The following is a 14,585-nucleotide window of genomic DNA, read 5'->3' on the forward strand; positions in this document are numbered from 1 at the left end:
CACAACAACTTAGTATCAATCTATTTAAATCGTAGCACAGCTTTATTACTATTGCGACAAATGAGACAGAAGGGCTATTAATGCTATACAAGTAGAGCCTGACATTAAAATTGGTACACCCAAAGACAACAACAGGCGCACTTTGCAACTTGAATATTAAGGTAACTTAAACATCTAACTAAATGCCGCTGGCTGAATATTTCATCGGCAACGTATTGGACAGAAACATGACGAGATATTAAGCTCAATAAGGACACCAACAGTATTTATGAATATTAAAAAAGGTTGAAAATGTTTTCGATTGAAACTAAGTGCATCCAGAATAAAAAAATAAAGAGTGCGAACATCAATTAACACAAAAAGTATCTGCGATTATTCGTTTAGTGGTATCTAGCGCTGCCATAATAATAGGAGCTGTTCTTATTTTTTTTGTTGCTTATAGACGATTAAATAAGTACATAATGCAAGAATTACAACTTGCACACATTCCTTTAACAACAGAGTTTCATTTTCGCGACGTAAGCTACTTCGATATTTATAAAAATAGAAAGTAACTTAATTATATTTGGTAAATACTATGAAAAATAATGAACAGCTATTAGAAAGGATTCATCAACTGGAAATGAAAAATAAAGCTCTAGAGCAAGCAGGGGCTTTTAATACGCTAATATTAAATGGCCTAGAAGCAATATTAGCAAGCTCAAATACTGATGAGTTATTTAAAGATTTTTTCTCTATATTACAACGAACAATATCTTTTTCAGCAGCAATATTAGTCAAATATAATCCTAATACTGAATCCTACTCTATGCTAAAAGCATCAAAGGAAAATGCAGAGAAAGTATTACCTGAATTAATCGCTATTTTGTCGATACAGCCCAACATAAAAAATATATTTGAGTTACGTAAACTCACTAAGTGGCAAATAGATGACCTTTTTTGGCAACAACAACACTCACTATTAACTGCGCCAGTAACAACAAATAAAAAACAATATCAATTATTTGTTTTTTCTGAGAAACAAGGTGCTTTTAATCAAAAAGACGTGAGTTTACTTCAGCAATTTATTAGCTTCACTGGTAATACAATTTCACAATTTGAACAAAAAAGTCTACAGCAAAGGCAGCAAAACATAGAGCAAACGTTAATCAACTCAGAAAAAATGGCTTCATTAGGACAAATGGCCGCAGGCGTTGCTCATGAAATAAACAACCCATTAAGCTACGTTATCAGTAACATTCAGAACTTAGCCCATAATATACAGCAGCACACTAATTTGATTAAAGATTTAGTAAAACCGCAATTTCAAAGTACACGCGCTATCAACGAACGGCTAAAACACTATCAATTTGATGAATTAACACAAGATACCAGTGATATTTTAAGTGAAATGAAAGAAGGTGCGAATAGAGTCAAAGAAATAGTTCAGAGCCTAAAACTGTTTGCTCATCCAAATCAAACAAAAATAGATGATATCAACCTCACTAGTTTGTTAGAAAACACTCTACGAGTTGCTTGGAATCAAATAAAATACAATGCAACAATTGAAAGATACTATTGCGCAGATGAAATAAAGCTCATAGGTCGTACAACCCAGCTTTACCAAGTATTTCTAAATATTTTTATCAATGCTGCGCAGTCGCTAAGTAATTCTGTAGGAATGATAGCTGTAACCACAACACAAGACTCTTACAATGCTTATATAACAATTAGTGATAATGGTTGTGGGATCCCAGCTGATAAGCTAAATAGTATTTTTGATCCTTTTTTCACAACTAAACCAATAGGTAAAGGGACTGGATTAGGTCTGGCTATTTCAAGAGCTATTATAGAACAGCATAATGGAAAAATTTCGGTACAAAGCAAACCAGGAGAAGGCACTGTTTTTAGTATTACACTTCCTAAAAACTCAGATTTAAATGATGAAGAATTAACCATAATAGCATTAAAGGAAAAAAATGATGACTAAACTTTATTCTTTAGCGGATTTTTCAACTGTATAATAATCGACATAAATAATGACTCAACCTTTGCCAGATAATAGATAGTTAATCTAATGGTGGGAATTCAATTAATATAGTAGACCCCACATCAATAGCTGACTCAATATATATTTTACAATTATGCTTTTGTACAACTTGTAAAACCATTGACATACCCATTCCGGTTCCAGTACCGACAGGCTTAGTTGTATAAAATGGGTCATAAACTTTGTTTTTTATATCATCACTCATTCCGCAGCCAGTATCAGTTACTTTTAAAACAGTCTTATTGTTTAACTCACTCACTGACACATTGATCTGAGCTGTTCGTTCACTATCGGGAATAAACGATTGAATAGCATTAAGAAGAATATTGACTAATAACTGATTTAATTCGTTCGGTGTAAATAAAACGGACGAGTTATACGTAAAATCAAGTTCTACATTAATATCTTTAAGTAATGGCTTTAGCAATTTTAAGTTTAATTCTATAGCATCTTGCAATTTAACCTCAACCTGATGCTGGCTATCATTACGGGCAAAAAATAACAGGTTTTTTGTTATATCTCTAATTCTAATTAACCCCTCATTAATATCTGAAACTAATTCAGGTAAATCATCTTGAATGACAAGTAGTTGCTCCTTATCTTCGGATAACGAAATACTGGAGCGATTTAATGCATCAATCATATTTCTACTATACAAATAAAGTGTATCAACATTACTCATTACAAATGCCAGTGGATTATTAACTTCATGAGCGACGCCTGCCGCTAACGATCCTAATGTGGCCAACTTTTCTTGTTGTAACATTGACTGCTGTTGTGATTTTATTTGCGTTAATTGCTGCTCAAGTAACTTATTCTTTTCGTATAGCTGCCGCGAGCTATCTTCAAGCAACTGCTCGACCTCCCTTCTTGCTTTTTTTTCGCGTAGATAAGCAACATAATAAGCATCGCTAGATTCACTCATCAGCAACCTCAATATGCAAAATACACTGCTGAGCGCCTTTGTGCATACACACAGCGTGCGTAATATTAATAGCTTGATCGAAGTATTCAGCAGCACCGAATAATAACCCTTCTGCACATAAGCAAAGTTTACGCGGCGAATTGTAATTCATTTCGATATGACCAGGGCGGCTAATACGACATGATATAGTCGGCAGTGATGGGTCTTGATATAACTTATTTACTTCAAGATGAATAACATCATGGATCCCCATAACCAATGACGTAAAATCAGTAAAGCGCTCGACTACATCAAGGTGTCTATCAGCGAGTCCTTTAAATAAAAATTGACCAAATGCCTTCACTACATCTTGCAATGGCATATTGAGTCTCAGCGCAACACCATTAGCCATTGCAAATAACTCACCAGCGTCATAATTTTTTGCCGACACGTAAACGCGCCCCTCAGGTGTATGTGATTGTAATAGCTCATTCCATACCTCCATACCTAGTTGCTCTACAACCATGTCTTCTAACACATTAAAAATTATGCCTTTCATTACCCGCCTCCATCATTTAAAAACATTAGCTTTAGCCAGCTCAGTATTACCTTTGAAAGGAAGTACTTGTGTTTCACTCTAAAGTTTATTTTTGCTTTTTAAACGTAAATTCAAAGCAACTGCCTTTGCCTAATTCACTACTCACATTAACCTGACCGTGATGTTCCTGAACCGTTGCGTATACTTCAGAGAGTCCAAGCCCAGTACCTTGGCCTATATCTTTCGTAGTAAAAAAGGGATCAAAAATACGCACTAAATCTTCAGGGCTAATACCAGATCCTGTATCGGTTATTGTAAGTAGCACATCTTTACTTTCATTATAGGCACAACTAATACTCAATAAACCCATTGGCTGCATTGCATACAACGCATTTACAATAATATTAAACAACAACTGTCTAATTGCACTGGGTTTTGCCCAAAAAGTTATAGCTTCGTCAGGTAGTGAGACGGATGTTTTGGCTTTATATTTTATTTCGTTTTCAAGTACCACCAAGGCAGAATCAATCTCTGCACATAAATTAACCTCAGCCCAATTTTCATCATCTTGTATTGCAAAGTCACGTAATCCACTTACTATTTTTCGAACTCGCTCTGTGCCATCTAAAGACTCGTTAAGCAGTTCTGGGAGATCTTCATTAATGAACGCAATACCGTTTTTTTCATAAACATCTTCAAGTAACGCAATAAACCTAGGCTCAGCTTGCTTTAAAATGATTTTCTTTTGCGTTTCATTGGTCTTCATTAATTTTTGCGAGTAATCTTTTAGCGTTTCTAAATTTGAGCGCACAAAACCAATAGGATTATTAATTTCATGTGCAACCCCCGCAGCAAGCTGACCAATAGAAGCCATTTTTTCGGATTGCAACATTTGCCTTTGTGCAATTTTAAGCTCTTGATGTAGTTTTTTTAGCTGCTGATGCTCAGACTCCAACTCATTTTTCAAATCAGTTTGCTGCATAAAATAACTAGCCTCTGCTGTTACATCTGTTACAACAATACACACATGGCTCACTTCTCCATCACAAGCAGTAATCGGCATAAATTGAACATTTTGATACATTTGAGACTCATCACCGGTAATAGGTCGAGTGCTTCTCATCGGAAATACATGTGGCCGTTGTTGCCAGTAACTGAAGCTAGAGTTTTTGAGTACAAATACACTGTCTATTTTTCGCCTTAAAAAACGCGCTTGCTCAGAGAACACAGTGAGCAGGTTCTCACCTATAAGGTGGTCATTTCTTGCAGTTAAACCGCCAGAAAATGCAGGATTAGCAAAGGTAATCACACAGTTTACATCAATAATGCAAGCTCCTATGGGGATTTGCCTTATTACTCGCTCAAACTCCGCTTTTTCCATTACTCCTCCAAGAGAGCACGGATAGGAATGAGTGCTTGTTCTATAGACCCTTCACTGAGTCCAATTAACACGCGAGCATCAAATTTCATATGCTCAATCTTAAAATCCACTTCAATAATTAACACAGAGGACCATTCAATATTTTGTGTTGCTTTATCTGGATAATAAAAGGCAGGCATATTTAACTGAGTAGATAACTCAAGTTGACTAGTAAAACCCTGCAAACAGGCAGCCGAGATTATATTTGTAACCTCCAATACAAGTTCCTCAGTAGCCGCTTGATCTAATGGTAAGTCAAAATCCATTATATCAGCCAGTGCTGAACATCCATCTTTTTGTATGCCAGTAATCACTTCACCTCGAATTGTTCCGACAAAAGATTGCCTTGCAAACCAGCTACTTTTAAAATTATCGAGAACTTCTTGAAATGCCGCAGGCGACAACGCCTCAATGGCTGGCACCGACAACGCAACCTTTGTTTGGATCAGCCGAGCAAGTGCATCTGCAGCTTGCCCCATAGATATATTCATTATTTCTTGTAAGGCATCTCGCTCCTCTTCGCTAATAGTAATCATAACAACCCAACCTCTTGTAATGTATTACTAAGCTCCTCGGCAGATATTGGCTTTTTCAAAAACCTAAACGCTCCCAAAGAATTAACTAATGCCTGCGCCTCTGGTTGAATATCAGCACTAATTACAATTACGATTGTTTTTTTATGCTCATCATGCAGTTCCTTTAAAACCTCATACCCATTCATTTGCGGCATTTGTAAATCTAGAAATAACACCTCAGCCAGACCATTATTCACAGCCTCTAAAGCCTCGATTCCATTTTTAGCTTCATGTATCTCTACATCCCAATCTTCTGGCAAGACCCTTCGAATAGTTTTGCGTGACAGCGCTGAATCATCTGCAATTGTTATCGGTATCGCCATTACAATCTCTCTTGTATTAACATTAATGTCTTATCTGTCTCATACTAGATGGGTTTTATACTTTCTGCAAAAAAACAACTCACTTTTGTCTGCGCTCGCGAAAGTTTTACGTTACTAAAATTTGAAAAGATATGTTTACTTTCTATAAAATCACTCACAACGCTGAAAACATTTAATAATTAAAAATTGTTTATACTTTAAACATATACTAGATTAAAAATGACAAAGTATTTGAATAGACAATAAATATGCATGAAATACAAGAAATCGCGGAGTTGACAAATAAGCCTGCAAATATCTTATGCTTAGACGACGAACCAGGAGTACTAAAATCACTTACTAGACTGTTAAGGCAATATAATTTCACCTCAACAGTTTGTAGCGAGGGTGAAGAAGCATTAAAGAAAATGGCAGAGACAGAGTTTGATGTCATCATAAGCGACATGCGCATGCCAAAAATGAATGGTGCTCAGTTTTTAGCTAAAGCAAGAGAGACAGCCCCAGACACGCAACGCATACTACTTACTGGTTTTTCTGACTTGGAATCTACTGTGAAAGCAGTAAATGAAGGCGGTATTCATGCATATATCAACAAACCATGGCAGAATGATCAACTAATAAGCATAATAAAGTCAGCAGTAGAGAAATACCGTTTAAAGAAACAAAATATAATTCTTCAAGCCCATGTAGAAAAACAAAACTCGCAATTAAAAGATTTAAATGACTCACTTGAAGAGTTAGTTGAGAAACGAACTAAACAGATTAAACAGGTCTTACAACAGCTAAAAGTTGCCAATACAAATGAAAAAAATGAACACCGCGCAACCTTCGAGCTGCTCTATAATTTCATTAATGCCAATCCATATTTAGATGGCACTAAAGCGCAGAACATTGCCAATACCTGTACGCAAATAGCAAAACAGTTGCAGCTACCGCCAAAAAATATAGAAATGGCGGCAATGGCTGGTTACTTAGCTCAGATAGGGCTGTTAGCAATGGATCCCGCACTTTATGAAAAACCCGTGCATGCGCTTAATGAACAGCAACGCAAAAGTTATTATACGCATCCAAGTACAGCACAATTGATGTTAATGCCTGCGACTCATCTGCATGAAGTGTCTGACGCCATTTATCACCAGTACGAACGCTATAACGGTAATGGCCTACCTAAAGGATTAAAAGGTAATGATATTCCTCTTAGTGCAATGATACTCGCGCTTGCACGTGACTATTGGGATGCATTTGAACAAAGTAATTTAAAAGATGAAGAAAAGCACCAACATGCACTCGAAACAGTAAAAATGTACAGCGGTAACTTTTACCATCCTAAATTAGTGCAAGCTTTGGAGGCTTGCCGAGTTAAATGCATTAAGCAGCAAGCAAAAGTAGGCTCGATGAAAATAATAACGGCCAAAGAGCTAGCCATCAATATGGTACTTAGCCATGCACTGCATAGTCACACGGGTATTATGTTGCTACCAAAGGGGCATATATTTAGTGCTAAATCCATTGAAAAGTTACAGCAACTAGAAGCTAAAAAACCGACTCCATTTAGGATCATGATCAAATCATTGTAAATCAGTGATCCTATTTACCCTTTCATTCGTTACAATAAGCTATTAATATTAATAGCATATATTCCATAACCGTCTATTTTGCTTTAGGAGCATTGCGTGTCGCGATTTTCAGCCGTTACCGATAACCCTCATGATCAGCGTTTTAATCAAAAAACAGGGATTTTACTGACCAACTTAGGCAGCCCCGATGCCCCAACAGCAAGTGCATTGCGTATTTACTTACGTGAGTTTTTGTCAGACCCTCGTATCGTAGAAATACCGCGTATTGTGTGGATGATCATCCTGCATGGCATCATTTTGCGTATTCGCCCAAAACGCTCAGCTAAACTATATAAAAGTATCTGGACTGAAAATGGCTCGCCACTGACCCATACTACACGCCAGCAAAGCCTTAAATTAAATGCCTTATTAAAACAGCATGGCTATACCAATACCGAAGTGGTTATGGCGATGCGCTACGGTAATCCATCAATCGAAGCGGGCCTTGAAGAGCTCAGAGATAAAGGCTTAACCCGCATTATTGTGTTGCCACTTTACCCACAATATTCAAGCCCAACGACAGGCTCAACATTTGATGCCGTGGCGAATGTATTAAAAAAATGGCGCTGGGTGCCAGAGCTTCACTTTATAAATGGGTATCACAAAAACCCAACCTACCTAGAGTCACTCGCTAACAGCATTAGCGAAGATTTAGAAAAACACGGTATGCCACAAAAAATGGTGTTTTCGTACCACGGTATGCCTAAACAGTTTTTAGATAATGGCGATCCCTATCACTGCCTGTGCCAACAAACCACCCGTTTAGTGGTAGAAAAGCTAGGCCTAGACAAAGACAAAGTGATCACCACTTTCCAAAGCCGTTTTGGTAAAGCTGAGTGGTTAAAACCTTACACAGATGCAACCCTTGAGAGCTTACCAAGCGAAGGGATTAAAGACGTGGCTATTATCAGCCCTGCATTTAGCGCTGATTGCCTTGAGACACTTGAAGAATTAGAAGGTGAAAACCGAGAGATTTTTGAACAAGCTGGCGGTGAAAAATACCGTTATATAGCTGCGCTTAATGATAGAGACGATCATATTAACGCGTTATTTGAGGTGCTTAAACCAAACTTATAAATTAAACTTTAACACTGCCGCGCAGCGCTTTGGTATTACCATGTTTGGTTTTCTTATCCATGCGTCTGCGCTGTGAATTACGTGTTGGCTTAGTAGCACGACGAGCACGTTCAACCTTAGTGGCTGATAAAATAAGCTGTTTTAGTCGCTTTAACGCATCTTCCCTGTTTAGCTCTTGAGTTCGATGACTTTGTGCTTTGAGAACAATCACACCTTCTTTAGTGATTCGACTATCATTGAACGCCAACAACCGCTCTTTATAAAACTCTGGTAACTTTGAGCGATTAATATCAAAGCGAAGGTGGATTGCACTGGCCACTTTATTAACATTTTGACCACCAGCTCCTTGTGAACGAATAGCTGACAGCTCGACTTCCCATTCATCGATTGTTACGGTATTTGAAATAATTAACATGAGGTTCAGCTACATCAGGCAAAAATGTAGTATATCATCTGATGTTAACAGACTAAAACCCTCTTTAATTTATAGCGGTTATCTAATTAATAGTCTTTAATGCAACTAACAATTGAATAAAGGTGCTCAACATGAAAAAAATAATTTTATCTCTTAGTTTGTTAGCAATGAGTTTTTCAAGCCTTGCGGCAGATATCACAGAAAAAGATTTACAAGGTTATATGAAAGCATTACCCGCGGTTGTTGATTGGTCACAAAGTCAAGATTCATTAAAAAGCATGGATTTGGGTAGTATGTTAGGTGGCTCTGAAGGGGGCTCGACTGCAATGGCATTAGGCGCCCTTGGTACAATCAAAGATAATGATTTATACAAAGAGTTTGCAGCCCTTACCAATAAATATGGTTTCACCCCTGAACAACTAATTACTGTGGGTTCTGAAGTCTCAATGGCTTACCTTGAAAACATCAAAGGTAATTTATCGCCAGAAAACAAAGATAAAGTAAATCAGTTAATGGGCGGTTTGCAAAGTATGGGCGGCTCGAAAAATAACAGCGCTAGTTCAATGATGGGCACACTTGGTAACTCAGCTAATGCTGCTAATACAGGTGCGCCGGTTGTTAGCGAAAGTAATTTAAAACTAATTAAAGAATATATGCCGCAACTACAAAAACTGTTTGCCAAAGTGCAATAGGTTTTTATAAAAAAGCGACCTTTGGGTCGCTTTTTTATTGGTTGTAACTCCCCCAGCTGAAACTTATACTGGCTGCAATCATTAGCGACTTTAATTATTGATTTTATGCCATTAAGTACTTTGCCGCCCGCCACAACTGATAACGACCAAAAACAACTGTGTGTATTACTTGCACTGATAATAAGTGGCTCATCGCATGGCTATGAGAACTCTGTTCAACAGCTCACTAAACGTCTTTATAGTCACATTAAAAATGGCTATTCATTTTCTCAAGCTGAAGTCGCTAAATACACTAAACAACTCGAATCTAAAGATTTAATTTGGAAGCTCCCCTACGGACCAAACTTTCGTATATCAGTTAGCGCAGTTGCTTATGTAGCTATTAATGCGATAAAACATCAGCCAGTTTTATTGCATGCTTTCTTAACCGAAGCTACAAAAAGCTATTATTACCACGATAAAGCAGTGCACTTTCTGCACCTGCTATTTAATGATCTTGACCGCGCAAAAAGCGGAAAAAAACCGCTCCCTGGTGATTTATCACTTGAGCTTGATAGCGGCTTTGTTAATTTGCTCGCGCAATCACCATACAGCGAGCAACTGTGGCAATGCCTACCTGAGCAATGGCAACAGCTTTGCTTAGATAACTTTATCCGCGGTCAATTTTTCAATCTCACCAGTGAGCGTGCATGGCCGACTCTGATTGCCAAAGCGCTCCCAACAACAGAGCTGAGAAAACGTATTTATCTGAATGAGAATTTAGCCATATTATTACAAGAAGATAATTTTGCTGAATTGCTAGATGATAAAAGAGACCGTGTTTTAGCCACTTTTTATGAAGCAAATACCAATGCCATCAAGGGTGAGTTTATTGATATTGCTTTGATACAGTATAAAAGCGCTTTAACAGCGTTTAGAAAAAACTTTGGCAAAGGCATCTATCCGACCGAGATCACCGGATTACTTTACACTATATGCCTATTTATCAGTGCAACCGCAGCAGATATTAAACAACTAAATACCTGTCGAAAATGGTATCAAAAAAATCTTGGGGAATTAAGCCACCCAAGCCAAGCGATTGATTATTTGCTGGAAGAGGATTTAGCTAACTATCAAAACCATCGTTTAAGCAACAGCTTAAGTCATCTACTTGGTAACCCGAATGCATTAGCGCCATTATTTTGCTTATTACTGGCAATTATTAAAAACGCCACAGACGAACAGGTAAATCATCTAAGGGGTGATACTGAACTGTTAGAACAGCTCAATAGCGCAATTAATGCGCATCAACACTGGTTAGCTGAGCAATGCCAGCACTTAGTTAATTGGCTTAGCGATGACACACCATTACCCAATACTGGTTTATTACAGCACTTTACCCGCGTCCCACAATGGCAGCGTTGGCTTAATGATATTAGCCAAATTGATACGCCCACTGCGCAGCAACGAATTATATGGCAACTGGATTTAACCCATTTAGATTTACCGCTCATACAAGCCAAAGTACAGCAACTCAATGCCAAAGGCGAATGGACCAAAGGTCGTAAAGTAAACGCCCAAGAACTTGCTTATAACCAGTATCAAGATGCATTAACCAGCGCCGATCATAACTTAGTACAAGTGCTCAACAACCATGCCGGTTTTGGTTATCACGAGATACACGCAACGGCCGCGGTATTACAAGCATTAATAGGGTTTAAAGGGCTTGAAGATCACAATGGACAGCCACTTACGCTGATCAAAGGCGAGTTTGTCATTGAAATTGCACAAGACAGCAATGATTGCTATCGCCTGGTAATGCAACCGAGTATCAGCGATCCGGACTGTGACTTTTTACTTATCCACAGTCACGCAAATTGTTACCAAGTATTCGCCATTGATGACAAACAGCTCAAATTACTGCAATTATTTGAGCAACAACCCAATAATTTAACCGAAGAAAAACTGCCACAACTAAATGCCGCATTACAAGTACTGGCTAACGAGCATCATATTAGCAGCCAGCGTACCGAGTTTGCTCATATCAACAACGTACGCCAAGGCTTGTGTGAATTTGCCGCAGTGATCGCTCTTACCCAATTAGGTATCAACATTAACTTTTATGCCATGCCAAATGGCGTAGATGGCCCTTGGGTTGAGCCCGGCATTGGTGCTTTGACACTCGCACATACTGATGATGATCAAACCGACAGCATTGTTATTAAACGTGATTTAAAAGCAGAGCAAAAAGCGTTTAGAAATTTACTGAAAAATATGGCCGGATTATTTGCTGATCGGCAATCACCGCAACATAATCAAATTCAACAGCAGTTTTATTTACCTGAAGATATTAGCCAAGCAATTGAGTTACTTGAAGCTGCGCAAAAAGCACAGTCTCTGGTATTAAGTTGGGACGAAACGAGCCAAGGCATGAAAGTTGCGAAAAGCCAGCACCTTTCTCTTAACTTAAATGATGATAACGATTGGTTAAGCGTCAGTGGTAAAATCTCACTCCCTAGCGGCCAAATATACGAATTACAAACCCTGCTTAAAGCCCCGCGCCGTGGCAGCATTTTAGAGTTTTCGGAAGGCAATTCATTATTATTGGATCAGCGTTTAACTAACTTATTAAATCGCTTAGAAGGGATGCAAAATATTGATAAGCACAACCCAAGTGATGAACTACGGATTGCCAACGCGCGTGCATTGCCTTTACACCAAAGCATTGCCGACTTAGCTGATGTCACATTTGGTGACAGCTGGAAAACGCGTTTAGCTAAATTTGAGCAAACTATCGACCCTACCTTACCTGCACATTTAGTCCATATTTTACGAGACTATCAAGTAGTCGGGGTTAAATGGCTAATGCAACTGGCCAACTGGGGACTCAATGCTTGTTTAGCCGATGACATGGGGCTAGGTAAAACCTTACAAACCTTAACCGTGTTACAAATGCGCAGTAGTTTAGGTGCCAGTGTAGTGGTTGCGCCAAAATCTGTGTGTCATAACTGGCAAGTTGAAACCGAGCGATTCGCGCCGGCTTTGCATGTAAAAATCATTGAAAACGCCACTGCATGCGCTGATATTCTGGCAACGGCTGGTAAACACGATTTAGTGATCGTCAGTTATGGTTTACTGCCACTAATTGGTGAACAACTGGCGCAATTTTCTTTTGCTAATATTGTCTTTGACGAAGCACAAGCAATTAAAAACCCCTTGAGTTTAAGAGCTAAAGCCGCATTTGCACTCAATGGTCAATTTAAAATTGCCCTGTCTGGCACGCCAATCGCAAACCATTTAGGTGAACTGTGGAGCTTGTTTAACTTTTTAATGCCAGGCTTTTTACATACCCTGCCAGTATTTAAAAAGCGCTTTGGTAACGCCGATAAAAACCAACAACAAGCCGATACCCTGAAAACCCTCATTGCTCCATTTATCCTGCGTCGGACCAAACAAACGGTATTGACCGAGTTACCTGAAAAAACCGAAATAAACTTAACCTTTGCATTAAGTGAAAAAGAGCAAGCACTGTACGAAGCAACTCGTTTAAACGCACTTGAACAAGCAAATCAGGAAGACAGCCAATACATTACTATCTTGGCGTCATTAACTAAATTACGCCGCGCTTGTATTGCCCCGCAGTTGTTACTGGAAAATAGTAAGTTGCCATCGAGTAAACTCGACACTGCAGAAGCGATTATTGAAGAATTACTAGAAAACAACCACCAAGCGCTGATCTTCAGCCAATTTGTCGATGTGTTAAAACTGGTTGAAAAGCGCTTACAAAAACGCGGCATCGATTATTGTTATCTTGACGGCAGCATGAGTACTAACAAACGCAAACAACAAGTTGATAAATTTCAAGCAGGTCATGCACCACTGTTTTTGATCAGCTTAAAAGCAGGCGGCACGGGGCTTAATTTAACGGCAGCTGATTATGTACTGCATCTCGATCCGTGGTGGAATCCCGCGGTTGAACAACAAGCATCAGATCGCGCGCATCGCCTAGGGCAAACACGCCCCGTTACTGTGTACCGACTGATAGCACAAAATACCATTGAAGAAAAAATCCTGCAATTGCACGAACATAAACAAGCACTCGCAGATAAAGTACTCGCCGGCAGTGGTGATGCTGGGCAAATGTCTAAAGATCAACTACTGGCGCTGTTAAGTAACAGCGAAATGTAGCTCAGACCTGTTTATCTTTCGAGATTATTACAGAGGCCCATGTGGTTTTTAGGCAGGTCTATGTAGCGCGGTTATTCTTGGTGTGCCAAAGTAACCGCAAAGGCACTGGCATCTTCTAATGTCGAAAGCATCGCTGGAGTAGGCAAACAGATATCCTGAACAAAATGCAGTACGTGGGGCTGTGGCTCACCAAAAAGAATATCCAGCGCTAAGCGGTCTTTACCGTATAAACCACGGTGGATCATATTTGCCGAGAAAATTAATAAATCCCCTGCTTGCATTTCTATCACATGGCCGGTGGCTAAATCATCGCTGGTGTTGTTGTGATCAATAGCCAACCGAGTTGCCAGCTCATCAGGGGTATCCCAACGTCGATGGGTACCTGGTACTAACTCAATACCTGGCTCATCCTCAAGCGCAACCCGACAATGTATCACTTCAGGACCCGATAGCGCAGCTTGCTGCTCCGCCAAGCTTAAATGGTATTGCATATCACGATGCCAATAATTTTCTTGCTCAGGATTAACCGGATTAAAAAACAACTGGGTATTCATAAAGGCCGCTGATTCAAGTATCGAATCAACTTGAGCCATTAACTTATGGCTGGCAATAAACTTAAATAATACTAAGCGCTGGGCCTCATCTAAATAGGTATTTGCAGTTAAATAGGCACTATTAACCGCCTTGGTTTGATAAAACTGTTGATTATCTGCGATCCATTGCTGATGAAAACAATTGATCACTTCGCGCTCATGCACAAGTTCACGTTCAGTGTAAAAACCTTTTACATGAAAAAAACCATGCTGCTCAAATTGGGTATTGATCATCA

At 38.9% G+C, this 14,585-nt stretch carries 12 protein-coding genes; 5 read left to right on the forward strand and 7 right to left on the reverse strand.

Going from position 1 to position 14,585, the window contains the following annotated elements:
* The first annotated feature begins 577 nt into the window (after positions 1 to 577).
* Positions 578 to 1,969 carry an ATP-binding protein gene (locus H5163_RS13005; RefSeq protein WP_182735309.1) on the forward strand — a complete coding sequence of 464 codons (1,392 nt, stop codon included), beginning with the start codon at positions 578 to 580 and terminating at the stop codon, positions 1,967 to 1,969.
* Between the two features lie 79 nt (positions 1,970 to 2,048).
* Here H5163_RS13005 and H5163_RS13010 read toward each other — a convergent pair whose 3' ends face one another.
* The 5 genes from H5163_RS13010 to H5163_RS13030 all read right to left on the reverse strand — a co-directional run bounded on the left by H5163_RS13010 (position 2,049) and on the right by H5163_RS13030 (position 5,789).
* Positions 2,049 to 2,954, reverse strand: a complete 906-nt coding sequence (locus H5163_RS13010; RefSeq protein WP_182735310.1) for a sensor histidine kinase — start codon at positions 2,952 to 2,954, stop codon at positions 2,049 to 2,051.
* Positions 2,947 to 3,492, reverse strand: coding sequence for a heme NO-binding domain-containing protein (locus H5163_RS13015; RefSeq protein WP_145239835.1), 546 nt, complete (start codon positions 3,490 to 3,492; stop codon positions 2,947 to 2,949). The genes H5163_RS13010 and H5163_RS13015 overlap by 8 nt, the downstream gene beginning before the upstream one ends.
* Before the next feature lie 85 nt (positions 3,493 to 3,577).
* Positions 3,578 to 4,852, reverse strand: a complete 1,275-nt coding sequence (locus H5163_RS13020; RefSeq protein ID WP_145239837.1) for a sensor histidine kinase — start codon at positions 4,850 to 4,852, stop codon at positions 3,578 to 3,580.
* Entirely contained in the window at positions 4,852 to 5,427 is a 576-nt protein-coding gene (locus H5163_RS13025; protein WP_145239839.1) for a chemotaxis protein CheC, read from the reverse strand. The genes H5163_RS13020 and H5163_RS13025 overlap by 1 nt, the downstream gene beginning before the upstream one ends.
* Positions 5,424 to 5,789, reverse strand: a complete 366-nt coding sequence (locus H5163_RS13030) for a response regulator (protein ID WP_145239841.1) — start codon at positions 5,787 to 5,789, stop codon at positions 5,424 to 5,426. The genes H5163_RS13025 and H5163_RS13030 overlap by 4 nt, the downstream gene beginning before the upstream one ends.
* A gap of 248 nt (positions 5,790 to 6,037) precedes the next feature.
* Here H5163_RS13030 and H5163_RS13035 point away from each other — a divergent pair, with 248 nt between their 5' ends.
* Together H5163_RS13035 and hemH are read left to right on the forward strand one after the other, a co-directional pair.
* On the forward strand, positions 6,038 to 7,366 hold the full coding sequence (locus tag H5163_RS13035; RefSeq protein WP_145239843.1) for an HD domain-containing phosphohydrolase: 1,329 nt from the start codon (positions 6,038 to 6,040) through the stop codon (positions 7,364 to 7,366).
* A 96-nt stretch (positions 7,367 to 7,462) separates the two neighbouring features.
* Positions 7,463 to 8,482 (forward strand): ferrochelatase, encoded by a 1,020-nt coding sequence (gene hemH / locus H5163_RS13040; RefSeq protein WP_182735311.1) that lies wholly within the window; start codon positions 7,463 to 7,465, stop codon positions 8,480 to 8,482.
* Position 8,483: 1 nt separating this feature from the next.
* On the opposite strand, the gene arfB is transcribed toward hemH, so the two are convergent.
* Positions 8,484 to 8,897 (reverse strand): alternative ribosome rescue aminoacyl-tRNA hydrolase ArfB, encoded by a 414-nt coding sequence (gene arfB, locus H5163_RS13045; RefSeq protein WP_145239847.1) that lies wholly within the window; start codon positions 8,895 to 8,897, stop codon positions 8,484 to 8,486.
* 131 nt (positions 8,898 to 9,028) lie between these two features.
* Between arfB and H5163_RS13050 the strand changes: the two genes are divergently transcribed.
* Together H5163_RS13050 and H5163_RS13055 are read left to right on the forward strand one after the other, a co-directional pair.
* Positions 9,029 to 9,589, forward strand: a complete 561-nt coding sequence (locus H5163_RS13050) for a short-chain dehydrogenase (RefSeq protein WP_182735312.1) — start codon at positions 9,029 to 9,031, stop codon at positions 9,587 to 9,589.
* Between the two features lie 105 nt (positions 9,590 to 9,694).
* Entirely contained in the window at positions 9,695 to 13,756 is a 4,062-nt protein-coding gene (locus H5163_RS13055) for a DEAD/DEAH box helicase (RefSeq protein ID WP_182735313.1), read from the forward strand.
* A 71-nt stretch (positions 13,757 to 13,827) separates the two neighbouring features.
* On the opposite strand, the gene H5163_RS13060 is transcribed toward H5163_RS13055, so the two are convergent.
* Complete coding sequence (locus H5163_RS13060; RefSeq protein ID WP_145239853.1) at positions 13,828 to 14,583, reverse strand: phytanoyl-CoA dioxygenase family protein; 756 nt, start codon at positions 14,581 to 14,583, stop codon at positions 13,828 to 13,830.
* Between the last annotated feature and the right edge of the window lie 2 nt (positions 14,584 to 14,585).

This window comes from Pseudoalteromonas sp. SG44-8 (genome assembly GCF_014164125.1).
Taxonomy (GTDB): Bacteria; Pseudomonadota; Gammaproteobacteria; order Enterobacterales; family Alteromonadaceae; genus Pseudoalteromonas; species Pseudoalteromonas rhizosphaerae.

What these genes read in the sequence shown, in the direction of transcription:
- H5163_RS13005 (WP_182735309.1), top strand. Translation starts at nt 578, where the DNA reads ATGAAAAATAATGAACAGCTATTAGAAAGGATTCATCAACTGGAAATG.
- H5163_RS13010 (WP_182735310.1), bottom strand. Translation starts at nt 2,954, where the DNA reads ATGAGTGAATCTAGCGATGCTTATTATGTTGCTTATCTACGCGAAAAA.
- H5163_RS13015 (WP_145239835.1), bottom strand. Translation starts at nt 3,492, where the DNA reads ATGAAAGGCATAATTTTTAATGTGTTAGAAGACATGGTTGTAGAGCAA.
- H5163_RS13020 (WP_145239837.1), bottom strand. Translation starts at nt 4,852, where the DNA reads ATGGAAAAAGCGGAGTTTGAGCGAGTAATAAGGCAAATCCCCATAGGA.
- H5163_RS13025 (WP_145239839.1), bottom strand. Translation starts at nt 5,427, where the DNA reads ATGATTACTATTAGCGAAGAGGAGCGAGATGCCTTACAAGAAATAATG.
- H5163_RS13030 (WP_145239841.1), bottom strand. Translation starts at nt 5,789, where the DNA reads ATGGCGATACCGATAACAATTGCAGATGATTCAGCGCTGTCACGCAAA.
- H5163_RS13035 (WP_145239843.1), top strand. Translation starts at nt 6,038, where the DNA reads ATGCATGAAATACAAGAAATCGCGGAGTTGACAAATAAGCCTGCAAAT.
- arfB (WP_145239847.1), bottom strand. Translation starts at nt 8,897, where the DNA reads ATGTTAATTATTTCAAATACCGTAACAATCGATGAATGGGAAGTCGAG.
- H5163_RS13050 (WP_182735312.1), top strand. Translation starts at nt 9,029, where the DNA reads ATGAAAAAAATAATTTTATCTCTTAGTTTGTTAGCAATGAGTTTTTCA.
- H5163_RS13055 (WP_182735313.1), top strand. Translation starts at nt 9,695, where the DNA reads ATGCCATTAAGTACTTTGCCGCCCGCCACAACTGATAACGACCAAAAA.
- H5163_RS13060 (WP_145239853.1), bottom strand. Translation starts at nt 14,583, where the DNA reads ATGATCAATACCCAATTTGAGCAGCATGGTTTTTTTCATGTAAAAGGT.